At 68.1% G+C, this 16,794-nt stretch carries 11 protein-coding genes; 2 read left to right on the plus strand and 9 right to left on the minus strand.

The genetic code is table 11. The features are described 5' to 3' along the window. Nucleotides 1–5: 5 nt before the first annotated feature. The 3 genes from torA to bpln_RS18550 are packed head-to-tail and all read right to left on the minus strand — an operon-like array spanning nucleotide 6 to nucleotide 4,846. The gene (gene torA / locus bpln_RS18540) at nucleotides 6–2,528 is read right to left on the minus strand and encodes a trimethylamine-N-oxide reductase TorA (protein WP_042626920.1); all 2,523 of its coding nucleotides are present in this window, start codon (nucleotides 2,526–2,528) and stop codon (nucleotides 6–8) included. A gap of 9 nt (nucleotides 2,529–2,537) precedes the next feature. Continuing rightward, complete coding sequence (locus bpln_RS18545; protein WP_055139638.1) at nucleotides 2,538–3,194, minus strand: TorD/DmsD family molecular chaperone; 657 nt, start codon at nucleotides 3,192–3,194, stop codon at nucleotides 2,538–2,540. Then, nucleotides 3,191–4,846 carry a c-type cytochrome gene (locus bpln_RS18550; RefSeq protein ID WP_055139639.1) on the minus strand — a complete coding sequence of 552 codons (1,656 nt, stop codon included), beginning with the start codon at nucleotides 4,844–4,846 and terminating at the stop codon, nucleotides 3,191–3,193. The genes bpln_RS18545 and bpln_RS18550 overlap by 4 nt, the downstream gene beginning before the upstream one ends. A 316-nt stretch (nucleotides 4,847–5,162) precedes the next feature. On the opposite strand from bpln_RS18550, the gene bpln_RS18555 reads away from it, so the two are divergent. Beyond that, entirely contained in the window at nucleotides 5,163–5,678 is a 516-nt protein-coding gene (locus tag bpln_RS18555) for a hypothetical protein (protein ID WP_052498376.1), read from the plus strand. A 32-nt stretch (nucleotides 5,679–5,710) separates the two neighbouring features. Here bpln_RS18555 and bpln_RS18560 read toward each other — a convergent pair whose 3' ends face one another. From bpln_RS18560 to bpln_RS18580, 6 genes are all read right to left on the minus strand, one after another. Then, a complete protein-coding gene (locus bpln_RS18560) occupies nucleotides 5,711–6,208 on the minus strand; it encodes a hypothetical protein (RefSeq protein ID WP_042626923.1) in 498 nt (165 codons plus the stop codon). An 81-nt stretch (nucleotides 6,209–6,289) separates the two neighbouring features. Then, entirely contained in the window at nucleotides 6,290–7,234 is a 945-nt protein-coding gene (locus bpln_RS35725; RefSeq protein ID WP_148654083.1) for a hypothetical protein, read from the minus strand. Then, nucleotides 7,231–9,921, minus strand: a complete 2,691-nt coding sequence (locus bpln_RS36750) for an SH3 domain-containing protein (protein ID WP_158512045.1) — start codon at nucleotides 9,919–9,921, stop codon at nucleotides 7,231–7,233. The genes bpln_RS35725 and bpln_RS36750 overlap by 4 nt, the downstream gene beginning before the upstream one ends. 317 nt (nucleotides 9,922–10,238) lie before the next feature. After that, a complete protein-coding gene (locus bpln_RS18570) occupies nucleotides 10,239–12,773 on the minus strand; it encodes a type VI secretion system Vgr family protein (protein ID WP_055139641.1) in 2,535 nt (844 codons plus the stop codon). Nucleotides 12,774–12,911: 138 nt separating this feature from the next. After that, complete coding sequence (locus bpln_RS18575; protein WP_055139642.1) at nucleotides 12,912–14,219, minus strand: MFS transporter; 1,308 nt, start codon at nucleotides 14,217–14,219, stop codon at nucleotides 12,912–12,914. Between the two features lie 96 nt (nucleotides 14,220–14,315). Then, nucleotides 14,316–15,788 carry a mannitol dehydrogenase family protein gene (locus bpln_RS18580; RefSeq protein ID WP_082465509.1) on the minus strand — a complete coding sequence of 491 codons (1,473 nt, stop codon included), beginning with the start codon at nucleotides 15,786–15,788 and terminating at the stop codon, nucleotides 14,316–14,318. A 144-nt stretch (nucleotides 15,789–15,932) separates the two neighbouring features. Here bpln_RS18580 and bpln_RS18585 point away from each other — a divergent pair, with 144 nt between their 5' ends. Beyond that, a complete protein-coding gene (locus bpln_RS18585) occupies nucleotides 15,933–16,664 on the plus strand; it encodes a GntR family transcriptional regulator (RefSeq protein ID WP_055139644.1) in 732 nt (243 codons plus the stop codon). Nucleotides 16,665–16,794: the final 130 nt, after the last annotated feature.

The raw sequence follows: 16,794 nt of genomic DNA on the forward strand, positions 1-16,794 counted from the left end.
GGCGTTCAGCGCGTGCGCCCGCGCCCGAGGAACGATGCCTGCGCGGCCGGTTCGTCGAACACGCGCACCGGCGGGATCGCGCCGCGGAACTTCTCCACCTCGCAGATCACGGTCTGCGCCGAGGTGGCCTGCGCGAGCTTCGAGGTCGCGATGCTGGTGGTCAGCACGTTGACGTCGCCGTAGCGGCAGAGCGTGTTCGCGCGGCGCGGATCGGCCGGATCGTACCAGCCGCCCTCGCTGATCCGGATCACGCCGGGCATGATGTCGTCGGTGACCCGGATGCCGACCAGGATCTGGCCGCGATCGTTGTAGGCGCGCGCGATGTCGCCGCTCTTGAGGCCGCGCGCGGCCGCGTCCTTCGGGTTCATCCAGCACGGCTCGCGCCCGCCCACCGCGTAGACCTCGCGCAGCGCGGTGCCGCACAGTTGCGAGTGCAGCCGGTAGTTCGGATGGATCGCCGCGACGTGCAGCGGAAAGCGCGCGGTGGGGCCGCCAAGCCGCTCGACCGGTTCCATCCAGGTCGGATGCGGCGGGCAGTCGTCGTAGTGCATCTTCTCGATCGTCTTCGAGTAGATCTCGAACTTGCCCGACGCCGTGCCGAGCGCGTTGAGCAGCGGATCCGCGCGGAAGTCGGCATAGGCGACGTAGTCGGTCGGCCCCTTGGCGAGCGGGAACGCGAGCGGCGCGTCGCTCTCCCAGAACACGTCGAACACCGGCATCTCCATGCCCTTGGCGCGCGCCACCAGCCGGCCTTTCTCGTAGAAGCTGCGAATCCAGTCCATCTCGGTCAGGCCTTCGGTGAACGCGTCGCGCCGGTCGATCTTCGCGCAGATGTCCGCGAAGATGTCGTAGTCGGAGCGCGCCTCGTAGAGCGGCTCGACCACCTTCTTCATCGGCACGATGTGGCTCAGCGCGAAGTCGCCCACCTGCTCGATGTCGTTGCGCTCGTAGGAGGTGGTGACGGGCAGCACGATGTCGGCGTGGCGGGCGCTGGCCGTCCACTGGAAATCGTGGACGATGAAGGTCTCGACCTTCTTCCACGCCTGCACCATCTCGTTGCGGTCCTGGTGATGCGCGAACGGATTGCCGCCCGCCCAGTAGACGAGCTTGACGTCCGGGTAGGTGACCTTGCCGCCGTTGTAGTCGATCGTCATGCCCGGGTTGCGCAGCATCTCCACCACGCGCGCGACCGGAATCGCCGGGCCCTGCTCGTCGAGGCAGTACGACGAGGTGTTGCCGGGCGTGCAGCCGGGCTTCAGCTCCTTGATCGTGCTGCCGTCGGTCATGCCGGGCAGGCTCGGCGAGGTGTGGGTGGGCACCCCGGCGTTGTAGTGGTAGGCGTGGCCGAAGCCGCCGCCCGGCAAGCCGATCTGGCCCAGCATCGCCGCCAGCGTGACGAGCATCCACGGCACCTGCTCGCCGTGGTGCTGGCGCTGCGTCGACCAGCCGAGCGCGAGCATGGTGCGGTGCGCGGCGAACGTGTGCGCGAGCTCGCGCAGCCTGGCGGCGTCGATGCCGCAGATCTTCGCGGCCCATTCGGGTGTTTTCGGCGTGCCGTCGGTGGCGCCCGTCAGGTATTGCGCGAATTCGTCGAAGCCCGTGGTGTAGCGCTTCAGGAACGCCTCGTCGTGCAGCTTTTCGGTGTAGAGCGCGTGGGCGATGCCGAGCATCATCGCGACGTCGGTCTGCGGGCGCGGCGCGATCCATTCGCCGTCGAGCAGCTTGCAGGTCTCGGTGCGCATCGGGTCGATGCAGATCACCTTGATGCCGGCCGCCTTCGCCGTCTTGATCAGGTCGAAGTAGTTGTGATCGGGCACGAGCCAGCCGATCTGGCAGGTGTTGAGCGGGTTGCAGCCCCACAGCACCAGCACCTGCGTGTGCTTCGCGATCACCGGCCAGGTCGTGCATTGATCGACCACGCCGGCCGAGCCCACCACGTAGGGCAGCACGGCCGAGGCGGCGGCGTCCGAATAGTTGCTCAGCGAGCTCGTGAAGCCGCCGTACAGCTTGAGCATGCGCCAGAGCAGCACGCGGCAGCTGTGCAGCTTGCCGGTGCTTTTCCAGCCGTAGGAGCCCGCGTAGATCGCCGGGTTGCCGTGCGCCTTGCGCACGCGGTCGAGCTCGCCCGCCACCAGCGCGATCGCGCGCTCCCAGCTCACGCGCACGAAATCGCCGGTGCCGCGGCCGTCCGGATCGGCGCCGGGGCCGTGCTCGAGCCAGGCGCGGCGCACCATCGGGTATTTGATGCGGGTCGGCGAATAGATCGAATCGCGCATGCCCTGCAGCATCGGGGTGGGATGCGGGTCGCCTTCCCACGGCGTGACGCGGTCGAAGCGGCCGTCGCGCACGCGCGCGCGGAAGATGCCCCAGTGGCAGGCCGACAGCACCATGCGGTCCGGCGCCCGGGCTTGCGCGCCGCGGCTGAACGGCGAGGCACCGAGCGCGCCCAGCGCGGCCAGGGCGGAGGCGCTCCTGATGAAGGCGCGCCGGTCGAGAGTCGGGTGTGGCTTGGGCGTGACGGCAGACATCGGATACTCCTAGAAAGGGCGCTCGCCCGGCGCGCCGTGCATCGTCGCGGCCGGCGGCAGGCATGAGAGGAAGGCGTCCAGCAGGGTGACGAGCTCGCCGTAGGGGCCGGTGTCGTGGCGCGCGGCCAGCGCGCGCGCGATGTTCGGCACCCAGCCGCGCAAGCGTGCCGCCAGTTGATCGGCCAGCACCGGTTTTTGCTGGCGCAGCGCCTCGGCCAGCGCGGCGAGTTCGAGCCCGAGATGGTCGGGCGGCTCGTGGCAGGTGCCGTCCACCGCGACGTCCAGCTCGCGCAGGACCGCCTGCATTTCCAGGAACGGCGTGCGGTAGCGGCCCGGGCCTTCGCCCGCGTGCGCGCTCTCGTAGAGCGGGATCGTGTCGGGGCCGGCCACGCCCTCGAACAGCCGCACGAAGTGATGGCCCATGCGGGCCGCCGCGCGCTCGGGCGGCGGCTCGCGCAGGAAGCGCGAGAGCGCCTGGGCCGCGGCCGGCTGGCCGAGCGCGCGGCCGAGGTCGAGCAGGAAGTGGTGCAGCGTGTCGTTGCGAAGGATCTCGATCGTCGCGGCGTCGAGCGGCGCCAGCAGCAGGCGGCCGAACCAGCCGGCCACGGCCGCCGCCGCCTCGCGTTCGTCCGCGCGGGCCGGCGGTCCGTTGGTGGCGGGGTTCATGGCTTCGCCCCCGCGGCCGGCGCCGTGTCCCGGGCGTGGTTCTGGACGTAGCTGAGCAGCATGCGGTACTGGTCGTCGGTGAGCGACGTGTAGCGGCGCATGCCGCCGAGCGTGCCGACCCACTGGTTGGCCGAGAACTGCTGCGGCTGAGGCAGCGAGTGGCAGGCCGCGCAGGTGCCGTTCAGCAGCGCCGACGAGTAGTGCCAGAGATTCGCGAGGCTGGTGTTGAGATCGGCGCCGTCGATCCAGGCCGTGAGCTTGACCGGCGTCCATTCGGTGCCGGTGTCCGCGTCGGCCTGGGCGGCGCCGCGTTCGAGGCCGGCCGTGGCCGTGTCGTCGAGCAGCGCCGACATGATCCGCTTGCCGCGGCGCGCGTAGATCACCGACGTGACGCCGGCCGGCTGCCAGCCGTCCAGCTCGACCTGCAGCGTGTTGCCGTCGCGCTTGAGCACGTGCAGCGCGGCCGCGGCCAGCAGCTTGCCGTGGCTGCCGTCCGGGCGGCCGACCGCCGCCGCCTCGGTGAAGAGCGGCTTGGTGGCCGTCACGTAGAGCGTGTCGGCCCGGGCGACCTCGGCCTGCGGCGAGGCCGGCAGCGGCGAAGCGTCGTGCCGGATCGGGATCATCACCACCTTGTCGGTACGGTTCGGCTCGGGCTGGCCCGGGGCCGGGCGGTCCACGCCCGGGATCGTCTTCAGGTAGGTGGCCATCGCCCAGAGGTCGCGCGTGGGCAGCTGCCGCGTGTTCTGCACGACCTCGGCCATGTCGCCGCCGGCCGTCTTGCCGAGCGGGCTGACGCCCGTCTTCAGGTAGTTGACGATCGAGGCGGCGGCCCAGAAGTTGATGCCCGTGTCGCTCTGCGTGATGTTCGGGAAATAGCCCTTGCCGTCCGGCGCCGGGCCGCCGGCGAAGCGCTCGCCGCTTTCGATCACGCCCATCACGTTGCGCGGCGAATGGCATTCGGCGCAATGGGCCGCGCCTTCCACCAGATAGCGGCCGCGCGCCACCAGCTGGTCGTGGATCGAGGGCGTGCTGCCGAGCGACGGCGGCGTGGCGGGCGCGGGGCCGCCGCCGTCGAGCGGCTTGCCGTCCAGGAACGCGAGCCGCCAGATGCCCACGCCGCGCCGCAGGTTGTACGGGAACGCGAGCTGGTGGTCGGGCGCCTTGCCCGGCACCGGCGGCAGCGTCTTCAGATAGGCGAACAGGTCGCGCACGTCGTCGGCGCTCAGGCGCTGATACGAGGTGTAGGGGAACGCCGGATAGAGATTCCGGCCGTCGGGGCCGACGCCTTCGCGCACCGCCCGTGTGAATTGCGCCAGCGTCCAGCGGCCGATGCCGTCGCGGCGATCGGGGGAGATGTTCGGCATGATGAACTTGCCGAACGCGGTGTCGAGCGCCTTGCCGCCGCCGAGCATCAGCAGGTTGTGGCGAGCCGGGCTCGCGTGGCAGGTCGCGCAGTCGCCGGCCACGAAGATCACGCGGCCGTTGACGAGATCGGCCGGGCCGGGGCTCGCGACGTTGCGGGTCGGATGCGTCAGCGACCAGGTCCACGGCGAGCTCAACACCAGGAAGCCGCCCACGCCGAGCACGATGGCGGCCGCGATGCCGATGGCAACGCGCTTGTGCGTTCTGGATGACAGTGTTGGCTTCGGCATCTCGATTCCCCCGTGTGCGGCGCGTCCTTGGTATGTGGTCTCTCATGAGACACCGGGTGGTATCGGGCCGGATTGACTCGGGTCAAGCCGGACGGCGCGGCGGGAGGGGCGGAAGCGGATTGTGGCGCGGAAAAACGGCGGGGGGTTGCGGTAGCGTAATCGGCCGGCGGGTTCTCAGGAGAGCGAACGGAGGTGTTGTTCGAGCGCAAGACGGGTTTGGTGGCGGGGTGTGAATGGCGAACGGGCGGGGAGGCGGGGAGGTGGCCGGCGCGGCTATGATGCCGGCGGTGGTGGAACGCGGTTCCCCGATTTACCCATGGAGGAGATGGCCATGCGTATGGCAGCGGTTTGGATGATCGTGCTACTGGCGCTTGCCGTGCATGACACGGCGACTGCGCAGTCCCGCTTGCCGGACAGCGAGCCGACGCTGTGTGACGAGGGCGAGGACGTGTATTTCAGCTGCCCGCTGGAAAACGGCAAGACGGTTTCGGTCTGCGCCAAGGGCAATACGAGCCCCGCGCGCGGTTACGTGAGCTATCGATACGGCACCGCGGGCGACGTCTTTGCCTTTCCGAGCGAGCATGTTCCGCCTGCGAAGCTGGCGGGCATCACCGACGTTTCCGAAGGCAGCATCCGCGGCCTGCATCTGAAATTTGCGAAGGGGCCGTATACCTACATCGTGTCGTCCGTTTCTCCGGGCGGCGTGTATGTGCTGAAGCACGACACCGTGGTGTTCGACCAGGCGTGCCGCGCCTCGGCAGACAAGCACTTCGCGAACGCGGTGTTCGACGGGATCGACCCAGCGCCGCTGACGAAGGCCGATCGGCATTGAAGGCCGTCGTCAGTGGCGAGGGCGCGGCGGCTTCAACTGCCGTCGAAGCTGTCCAGCCCGAATTTCTCGCCCTGCTTGATGCCGAAGTCGGCCTCGTTGCTGATGGGCGTAAAGCCGTTGTCGAACTCGCAGGTCTTGGTCGCGATCAGCTTGTCGTTGCGGAACACGCCGATCTCGGGCGGCTGCACCGCATTGGAGACGACGTAGGTATAGGCGCCGTTGCTGAAGGTCAGATGCTTGCCGATCCCGTCGCGGAAATGATTGACGGTGAGGATATGGAATACATCGCCCGGCGCGGCTTGCGAGGCCGGAAACCTGAACGCCGAAGCGGCATCGTGGCCGTAGCGATACTGCACGTAGCCGCTGTCGGCGGCGCTATTGTCCTTGGCGCAGACCGAAGCGTAGTCCTTGCTGTGCTCGATCTTGCAGGAGAAGTAGATCGTCTCGTCGCTGCCGCACAGCGAGTGCGGTCGGAAATTCTCACCGTGGGCGCTCGGTGCGACGGCGCAGGCAGCAAGTAATGCTGTCATTGCCGGCAGCGTTAGCGCATCAATCATCGAGACGCATGCCGTAGTCGTGTGTAATCGATGGTGGCGATGCATAACACTCTTTTAGTGCGTGACGTCTGCGCTTTGTAGCCATGCTTCGATAGGCGGTTTTCCGGAGCGCTCATAGCGGATATGCAGCCAGCCGCCGTTTCCTGTGCCAATGATCGTGACGTGATCTCCGCGAATCAGATAGCCATGATGGACGCTGCCCACCGACGGTTGCGCGAATAGCTGGGCGCGTTCCGATTTCACGGTTGCCGGTTGACCTCCGTCGACGGGGGGAGGCTGCTGCGTTGTCTTATTCGACGGTGTTGGGTTATCGGTCCGACTCAGTGCAGCCTCGATCTGGGAGTAATAACGCTGATTTGTGGCGCTGGGCGGATCGCATGCTTTCAAATTATCAAGACCGAGAGCCACGTCAATCAATGATTTGATGTCGTGATTTTGAGAGACGCTAAATCGAGTCCATACGTCTTTGGCTGTGGGTTTCGATATGTCACTCACCAATTTTGATTTTCCGGAGCCCAAGGCATCGTGCCATCCGTTCCCCGTAGGATCCCATTCGCCGCCGCATATATCGCCCGAATCATCTCGCACCACGCAACCTGTAGCGGTATCGAGAATCGGACAGAATTGTCGACTGGTAGTGGTTGATTTGCCGCTCTCGTCCGCGTCGAGCACACCGTTGCGGGTCAAATTAAGTGCGATATACCGGCCGTCTGCAGATATCGCATGCTTGATCGGTAGAGAAAAAATAACGCCGCCATCTGTAGTGAGTGCTTCGTCGGGCACGACTCGGGAACGAGTACCTGCTGCGCTTATGAATGTGAGGTGTGTCCAGCCTGGGCCGAATAATTTTGCTAAATCGGGTGCGACGGGGTCGGAAAAAACTAACTGAGAGTGGTTTGCAAAATTCAGAACAGTCGAATTATCTGCGCACCATGCGCTACCTGTTGAGAGCAGTGCGCAAACGAATGCTGAAAAACGAGCGATCGTGTGTTTATTCATTGCAGAGCTGCCTTTAGAGCGTTGTAACGGGCGGGTGCTACAGACTCATGATTCGAGACGGCCATGCGGCGCGTTTGCCCATAATTGTCGGATAGTGCGCTTTCCAGCGTCGCACGGGATGCCCCCCATTCATTCGGATTGCGTGATGCAGTCGGATGAGCCGCGTACAGGCGATCAAGCGACGCACCGAGATCGTCGCTCACGAAAGCAGGACGATTCACACTTTGATCAAGCACCGCTGCTCGTCCCACATCACCTTGAAGATATTCGCCGATCGTATAGTTGTAACCGGTCGGCTTCGTGGATAAGTCTTTGCGAAGACGTTTGACGAAATCAGTGATTTGCAGTTTTTGATATCGCAAATCTGAGATGGCATGTGCGAGTGCGGCAACCGCGGGGTTGGGCAGATACTGATGATTGGTATTTTCGTTGCAGCCTTTTCGAATCTGGTCTCGCAAGTCAGTGCCTGTCATGACTCGACCGCTCGTCACGTCTGGGTGCGTGAATGACAGTGTTGCATCATCGCCGGTACCTTCCACCGCCCATCCGCAACGCGCGAATAGCTCTTGGTAAGCCGTTTCATTCTCGGCGCGAAAATCCGCAATCTGCTTCGCGAGTTCTCCTTTGCTGTTATCGGGACGCATTGTCTTCTGCATGGCGCCCGCCGTAACGACCTGATCGTCATATGACTGTACGGTATCGAGCTTCCCCTCATTAGGCGCCATCGCAGCAATGATTCGCTGCTCGCTTGCAGTCATCTCTCCGCTGGCCAACATGGCCTGGAGCGCGGGTGCGTTCGCGAGTGTCATGGTGCCCCAATAACATGGCCCATAGTGGCCATTCCAACGGACTACCTGGACTTTTTTATCGAGGCAGCATCCACACTCACATGTGCCCGGATTCAAGAAATTGCCGACGAGCCCCAGCGGATGCAGGTGATACACGGTGGCCGACGCCGGGAACTTGCCAACCGAACTCACGCCGCTCCAGAACCGCAGCGCGTCGATCCGCTTCTTCTCGGCCTGCCACACTGGCAGCCCCGCATGCATGTGCGAATCGAGCGCGTCCCACTTGCTCATCTCGCCGCCCCATTCGCTCTCGTAGCGGACCACCAGATGATCGATCCGGTCGGCCAGCCACGGCTTGCCGAGCGCCAGCTGCAGCTCGTGCGCGCTGATCTTGCCGTCCTTCTGCTGCTGGCCGTCGATCGCGTCCTCGAGCTGCTTGATGGTGGCGTCCGAGCGCGAGCTGTTGAATGAATCCTCGAAGCTCGCGAGTTCGTCGGGCGTGCCGCTGTCGGCGATGAACAGCGCGCGCTGGAACATGTCGGATACCGAAGCATCGAGGCTCACCACGTCGAACCCGGGCCAGTCCCACGAACTCTTCAGCTCGACCTGCGGATGGCCGTGGTCGCAGGCCCAGCCGTCCACCTGGGTGTCGTGCTCGTCGCCGATGCTGACCGCGTACCAGGTCTTGTTCTCGGCCTCGACGCACGACTGCGCGGCGGCCGTGTAGACCACCCGCGTCCAGCCCGCGGGGTTGCCGCCGGCCGCCTGCAGGTTCAGCGGGAAATGGCTCCACGCCGGCCGCGCGCCGCTCGCCTGCAGGTCGGTGCGCGCGATCCAGAGCGCGGCCTGGCCGGCCACCGGATGGCCGGCCGCATTGACCGGGGTGACCTTGGCCCACGGGCCGGCGGCCGGCGAATCGGCGGTGGCCTTCACGGCGGTGCCGGCGGCGATCGAGGTGTCGGCAGCGGCGGGCTGCACGAGCTTCGCGCCCTTCGAGATCAGCAGCAGCCGGCGCGCCTTCGGGTCGAACTGCTGGGCCCGCGCGCGGCTGCGCGTGATGAACGCGTTCAGATCGTCGCCGGTGAACACCTCGACGTGCAGCAGCGGCCGCTCGCCGAGCTTGGGCGGCAGCGTGTGATGCGCGCGCGCCTCGACGAGACGCTGGTATTCGCCGAGGAACGCCACGGTCTCGCCGGCCGCGATCTTGTGCGGCTTCGGCAAGACGTAGACCTGATCGACGGTCGGCGGCAGCTGCTGCTTGTCGAGTTCCGCCAGATAGACCCAGCCGGCCGTGCCGGCGGCAGGCGCGGGCTTGTCTTCCTCGTAGGACTGCAGCGACCCGGACACGAAGCTGTCGATCCTGCCCCACTGGCCGTGGGTTTGCCCGACCTTGATCTGCGTGCCGCGCGCGAGCCATCCCACCACGTTGGCATGGCCGGACGCCGAGGCGCGCACGCGCAGGCCGAGCGCCGTGTTGTCGGCGTGGTTGGCCCCGGCGGTGGTCAGGCGCGGATCGGACGCGCCGGTGCCCACGCTGCGGACTTCGCTCGCGCCGTAGTAGGCGGGCAGCGTCTTCGCCGGGCCATGCGCCGGCGGCTTCGCATCGTAGCCGTCGAACGGCAGCGTATGCATGTAGAGGCTGAAGAACGTCAGCGCGTCGGCGTCGGCCGGCGCGGCGGCCGGGGCGGCGCCGGGCGCCGGTGTCGAGGCAGGCGCCGGCGCCGGAGCCGGTGTCGTGGCCGGGGCGGTGGCCGGCGCGCCGCCGCCGGCGGGCCGGGCGGCCGGCGCCGGCGGCAGCACGAGCCGGTGGCGCACCAGCGTGAAGCCGTGCGAATAGCCGGCCTTGCTGCCGTCGGGATAGGCCAGCTCCTGCAGCTTCGAGGCGAGCCGGAACGCCACCACCTCGCCGTCGGCGATGCATTTGACGCCGCCGTCCTGATCGAACTTGCCGGCGGTCTGCGCGCCGAAGTGGATGCCGCCGTGCCAGAGGCCGTTGGCGCCGAGCGGATAGAAGCCGTCGTCGGCCGTGGCGAGCGCGGCGAGATAGGTGTCGGGGCCGGCGTTCGCGGGGGCGGCGTTGGCGGCGGTGCCGGTGGCGGCCTTCAGCGCAAACGGATAGGCCCAGCCGGAGACTGTCGACGGTGGTTCGGGTTGTTGCGCCACGCGCTAACCTCGGTTCAATTCGGGAGTGGGTGAATCATCGGCGGCGCTCGGCGTCAGCCCGAGAAATCCACCGACCGGGCGCCGTCGCTGCCGGCCCATGCGGGGAATTTCTCGTCGAGCCGCGCCGGGCCGGTGAAGCTGTGCTGCGCGCCCTTCACGTCGATGGTGCCCGGCGCGTGGATCTCGATGTTGCCGCCCTTCAGGCGCACGTAGGCGCCGCCCGAGGTCAGCAGCAGCTCGCCCTTGGCGATCGCCTGCAACTGGTCGGTGGAGGCGATCAGCTTCAGCGTCTTCTGCGCGGTCAGCTCGATGTTGTCGTCGTGGGCCTGGATCTCCACCTTGCCCTTGCCCGCGAACAGCTTCATGCCGGCGTTCTGCACGAACAGGCTCAGCTTCTGCGCGACGCCCGCGAGCAGCGACTTGCCGGTGGCGAGATTCACGCTCTGGCCGCTGACGAGGTTGATCTGCCGGCCGGCGGCGAGGTGCGCGGACTGCTGCGTGGAGAGCGCGATGCCGGCCGGGCTGCCGATCAGCATCACGGGCTCGGCGAACGCGTTGGCGCCGCCGGTGCCGCCGCCCGCGGTGTTGCCGCCGCCGGCCACGGCGCCCTGCGCGTTCGAGCGGGTGGCACTCACGAACTGCTCGAGCGCGTCGGCGCCGTCCTGCAGCGGTTCGGCCTGATGCGTCGCGCTCGTCTGCGAGACCGCCGCGACCAGATCCTGCGCATTGGCGAGCTGCGCGCGCGCGTCCTGCACGTCGAGCTGCTGGCTCGTGGCGCTGCTGGCGTGGGTGCCGAGGTAAAGGCCCTGCGAGGCGCGCACCGCGCCGAACGCGTCGGACTTCAGGTCGAAGCCGCTGCCGAGATAGGCGCCGCGCGCGTTGCCGTCCTGCGCGATCAGGTAGCCGAGATGCAGCTGCGAAGCGGCGCTGCTGCTGGCCAGCTGCACGCGGTTCTGGCCGGTGGCGTCGTCCATCACCAGCTGGTTGTAGCCGGCGCCGCCGTATTCCTTGGAGCGGAAGCCGGACAGGATGCCGTTTGAATGCCAGCCCGGTCTGGTCGAACCGTTGTAGACGCGCCCGGTCACGATCGGGCGATCGCAGTCGCCGCCGAGCCAGTCGATCAGCACTTCCTCTCCGACGCGCGGCAGATGCACGCCGCCGTAGCCGCCGCCGGTGTCGGACATCGTCACGCGCACCCAGCACGAGGCGTTCTCGTCGCCGTCGTTGAGCCGGTCCCAGTGGAAGCGCACCTTGATGCGGTTCAGCGTGTCGGTGTAGACCTCCTGGCCGGCCGGCCCGACCACTACCGCGGTCTGCGCCTTCATCGGCGGCTTGGCGTGCTCGAACGGGCTGCGGAACGGCACGCCGCGGCGCTGCGCCTCGATCTTCACGAGCAGGAAGCCTTCGCCGCCATCGGCGGCGGCCACCGTCAGCGCGCCGGCCGCGTCCTGATGCTCGGCGCGGATCGCGGCGAGCCGCTCGCGCAGGCTGTGCGGAAACGGCGTCGCCGGCGTGGCCGACAGTGGCAGGTTGTTCTCGATGTACCAGCTGGCCGCGATCACGGCGAACTGGCGGCTCTGCGCGGCGTCGGCGTCGTGTACCGGATGGTCGTCGAGTTCGAACCAGCGGCCCGCATCGAGCCGGCGCACCGCGCCCGCGCCGGTGAAGCGCTTGGCGCGCGATTCCCACTCCTGCATGCGGATCTCGGAGAGCTGGTCGCCGCGCGACTGGTCGCCGTAGGTGTAGGCGCCGGTGTACTCGTAGACCTCGGCCTGCTGGGGCAGGGTGCCCTGGTTGGCGAGGGTGGGCACCGAAGTCCCCTTCGGGCTCACCACCGAGGCCGGCGCCTTGTAGTCGAAGGTGCGGGTGGTGAGGGTGGTGCTCTGCAGCGTGCGGGTGCCACTCCATTGCACCAGCGCATCGGTTTCGGCATTCACGCCGGATCGGTAAAAATTAACCGCTTGCGGATTTAAAACCGGGAAATTCGATAAATCATCGGCAATAACGACCGTGTGCGATTTGCCGTCGGCGGCTTGTTCGAAATACGTGAATAAGCCTTCGGCTTCCATAATCCGCTGACAGAAATTCCAGTCGCTTTCGTATTGCACGCAAAACGAGCGTTGCGGCAGCGCGTTCTTGAGCGCGAAGCGGAACGCGCCGCCCGCCTGCGGGTGGGCGTTGAACACGTCGGCGAGGATCGCGTCGGCCGACGCGTTCTGCCAGATCCGCGCGTCCTGGCGGAACCGCAGCAGGTGCAGCCACGAGGAGAATTCCAGCTGGTAGCTGGTCAGGCCGCCGTCGGCGCCGAGCCGCCGGGCCGTGTGGACGTAGCCGTGGCGGGGCTGGTACGACTGGTCGGCCTGCTGCAGCCAGAGCGTGACGGGCTGCGCGATCAGCGTCTTCAGCTCGAGGTCGTCGCGCAGCGACACCGCGTCGAGCGTGAAGCCGTAGTCGCGCCCGATCCGGGCATGGCCGACCACGCGCTGCGGCACCAGCACGTCGCTGCCGAGCGGCGTGTCGAGTCGAATCAGCCGATCGCTCTGTATCAAACCAGCGGCCATGGATGCCGTGAGATCCTGCGCCCCCATCGTCCAATTCCTCGCGATCCTGTCGAATAGGCGGCATTATTCTACATAATTGATTCGCGGGGCAGGTTCGCATTAATTGCGGGTCCGAAAACCGATAATCGGGTCGCGGCTTTCAAGCGCGGTTTCGTGTCAATCGTGTCAATGTCCGGCTTTCTCGCGCAGCAGTTTCTGGCCGGGCTCGCGATGCGCGCGCGGCTCGCGAATGAAGATGCCGGACAGCAGTGCGCCCGCCAGCGCGACGCCGCCCGCCAGCAGGAACGCCGTGGCGAACGTGCCGCTGCGCTGCACCAGCAGGCCGGTCACGGCCGGCCCGATCACGCCGGACAGGCTGCCCACGCAATGCAGGCAGCCGCTCACGCTGCCGACCTTCGCCGGATGCACGACGTCCTGCACCACGGCCCAGTAGAGCGCGCCGGTGACGTAGAGCAGGAACAGCGCCACCGACATCAGCGCCACCGCGCTGGCAGCCGTATGCACGATGCCCGCCACGCCGACGCAGAGCCCGGTGCCGACCAGCGCCACCACCAGCACGAGCTTGCGCGACAGCATCAGCCGGCCGGTCCAGCGGAAGATCGCGTCCGAGATCGCGCCGCCCGCGGCGAGCCCGACCGTGCCCACCAGCCACGGCACCACGGTGGCCAGGCTCATCTCCTTCAGGTTCAGGTGATGGGCCTGCACGAGGTAGCTCGGGAACCAGCTGAGGAAGAAGAACAGCACGTAGTTGTAGCTGAAGAACGCGAACGCGGTCGCGATGATGAGCGGCTGGCGCACCCAGGCCAGCAGCGGCAGGTTCGCGGCGCCGAAGCCGGCCGCCGCGCCGCCGCCCGCCGGCGCGGCACCGGCCGGCGGCGCCTCGCGCTCGCTCACGAACCGGCTGCGGGCGGGCTCGTCGGCGGTCAGCGCGATCCACGCCACCACCCACACGAAGCCGATCGCGCAGATGATCCAGAACGCCGGCCGCCAGCCGAAGCTCACCGCGAGCAGGCCCACCACCGGCCCGGCCAGCGCGCCGCCCAGCGGCGAGCCGGCGCTCAACAGGCCCATCGCGGTGGCCGCGCGCCGGTGCGGCATCCAGTTGTTGACCATCTTGTTGGCGCCGGCGCAGAGCGGCCCCTCGGCCATGCCGAACAGCACGCGCACCACCAGCAGGCTCGCGAAGCCGACCGTCACGGCCGTCAGCCCGCAGAACAGCGACCAGAGCCCCACCGCCAGCACGTAGACGAGCTTCGGCCCGAGCCGGTCGCTCGCCAGCCCACCGACGAAATTGAACAGCGCATAGCCGACGAAGAAGCTGCTGAACACGATGCCCATCTGCGCGGCGTCGATGCCGAGGTCCTTCTGGATCAGCGGCGCGGTCAGCGAGAGCGCCACGCGGTCCAGATAGTTGATGCCGTAGACGAGGAATAACAGGAAAACCGTTATCCAGCCCATGGTGCGTTGCTTCATGCCGTGTCTCCTGAGGTCGTGTCCGCGAGTGCGGCCGAGGCGGCTGGCCCCGGCCGGCGGGCCGGGCGCCGCGATGGTCCGGTCGTTCCGTGCCGATCAGTGCCGCTCGAGCGCCGCGAGCAGCGCGCCGGTGCCGCCGCGGCGCAGGGTTTCGATATGCCGCGCGAGCCGCGTGACGAAATCCTGCGGCCACGGCGCGGTGCCGAACACGCTCGCGTGGCCGAGCGCGGCTTGCGCCAGGTCGAGCGGCGTGGCGCCCGCGTGCAGCCGCGCGGCCAGCGCCGCCGCGCCCGGATCGCCGATCACGAGCGGCTCGCCGGCCTCGCTGCGTGCGGTGTCGAGGTAGTGCAGCCAGGCGGCCAGCGCGCGTTCGAGCCGCGGCCGCTCGATGCCGGCGGCCAGGCTCTCGCGCAGCGCCGGCAGCCAGCGCACCGGCACCTTCCGGGTGCCGTCGGTGGCGATCTGGCGGGTCTGGTGCGCCAGCGTGGGATTGCGAAAGCGCGCGAGCAGGTCGCGGCAATAGGCGTCGATCGCGAAGCCGGCCGGCACCGCCACGGTGGCGAGCAGGTCCTCGCGCATCAGGTCGCTCACGAATTCGGCCAGCGGCGCGTCGGCCATCGCCTCGGCCACGGTGGCGCGCCCGCGCAACTGGCCGAGATGGGCGATCGCCGAATGCGAGCCGTTCAGCAGCCGCAGCTTGATCGCCTCGTAGGGATGCACGTCGGCGGTCAGCAGCGCGCCGGCCTCCTCCCACGCCGGCCGCGGCCCGCTGAAGCGATCCTCGATGACCCATTGCGAAAACGGCTCGCAGACGATCGCGGCCTCGTCGCGCAACCCGAGACGCGCCGCGGCCGCGTCGAGCGAGGCCGGCGTCGCGGCCGGCACGATGCGGTCGACCATGGTGTTGGGGAAGGCGATGGTCTCGCCGATGCGGCGTGCGAGCGGCGCATCGACGAGCGCCGCGTACTGCATCAGCAGCTTGCGCAGCGTGTCGCCGTTGGCGTTCATGTTGTCGCAACAGACGAGCGTCAGCGGTGCGGCGGCCGCGCGCCGGCGCAGGCCGGCGGCGAGCACGCCGAGCGTGGTCTGCGGGGTGTCGGGGGCCAGCAGGTCGTGGCGGATGCCGGCGTCGTGTTCGTCGAGATCGCCGCTGGCCGGCTCGATGCAGTAGCCCTTCTCGGTCACCGTCAGGCTGACGATCGCGACGCCGGGATCGGCCAGCGCGTCGAGCACGGCGGACCGCGCCGACGGCGCATGCAGCGCGCCGACCAGGCCGCCGATCACGCGGCTGCGCGTGGTCTCGCCGTCGCTCTCGGTGACCGAATAGAGCGTGTCCTGGGCGGCGAGCCGGTCGGCCATGCGGCGCTCGCGCAGATGGATGCCGAGCGTGCCCCAGCGTAGGTCGCCGCGTTCGAGCAGCGTTTCCGTGTAGACGGCCTGGTGCGCGCGATGGAACGCGCCGAGCCCGAGGTGGACGATGCCGCGGCGCAGCCGGTCGCGTGCGTAGCCGGGGCGCTGCGTGGTCGCGGCCAGGGCCGGCAGGGTTGCGGTGCTGAGGAGTTTCGCCATCGTGGGAACGGCCATTACCATGGTAGAGTTCGTGGTGTGCCAAGCTTAAACGCCGTGTATCGCCGATTTTATCGGTGTAAACGCTACGAATGGCTCGCCGCACCGCAGTGTTACCATGGTACATATCATCGCATCCCCACCCCTATGACCGACATGGCTCCCGTGCTGCAGGAAGACACCGCGCTTGCGGCCCTGCGCGGCTTCGAGGCGAATCCCGAGCAACCCTACCGTCCGCAGGTCCACCGTTTCCTGTGCGAGGCGATCGTGCGCGGCGCGCTGCCGCCGCACACGAGCCTGTCCGAGGCCGTCATCGCCGAGGCGCTCGAGGTGAGCCGCACGCCGGTGCGCGAGGCGCTCGCGCAGCTGGCCGACGAGCACCTGGTGACCATCGTCCGCAAGGTCGGCACCACCGTCGCGCCGATTTCGGTGGCGCAGCTGGAGGAGGGGCGCTTCGCGCGCAGCACGCTCGAATGCGCGAACCACGTGCAGCTCGCGCAGACCATCACGCCGGCCCAGCTCACCGAATTCGGCGCGATCGTCCAGGCGCAGCGCGAGGCGGTGGCGGCCGGCGACGTCGAGCGCTTCTTCGATCTCGACGAGCTGATGCACCGGCGCCTGTTCGAATTCGCGGGCCGCGCGCACGTCTGGCAGATGCTGCAGCCGATGAAGCGGCAGTTCGATCGCGTGCGCTGGCTGCTGCTGGACCGCGTGACCGATCACGCGCGCCGCGCGCTGCATGAGCACGAGCAGATCCTCGCGCAGATGGCCTCGCGCAACGTCGCCCAGCTGGGCGCCACGGTGGCGAGCCATATCGACCGCGTCGGCTCGCATCTGCCCGCGGTGCGCGAGCGCGTGCCCGGCCACTTCAGCGACTGAGCCGCGCCGCGCGCGTGAGGCAGGTGATGCGCATCACGCCGCGCCGACGCATCGCACCACTAACCGCATACGTACCGCATCACCAACCGCATCACGCACCGAAGCGCCCGCCGGCGGCCGTACCGCCCGG

The organism is Burkholderia plantarii, from assembly GCF_001411805.1.
In the GTDB taxonomy this organism is placed as follows: domain Bacteria; phylum Pseudomonadota; class Gammaproteobacteria; order Burkholderiales; family Burkholderiaceae; genus Burkholderia; species Burkholderia plantarii.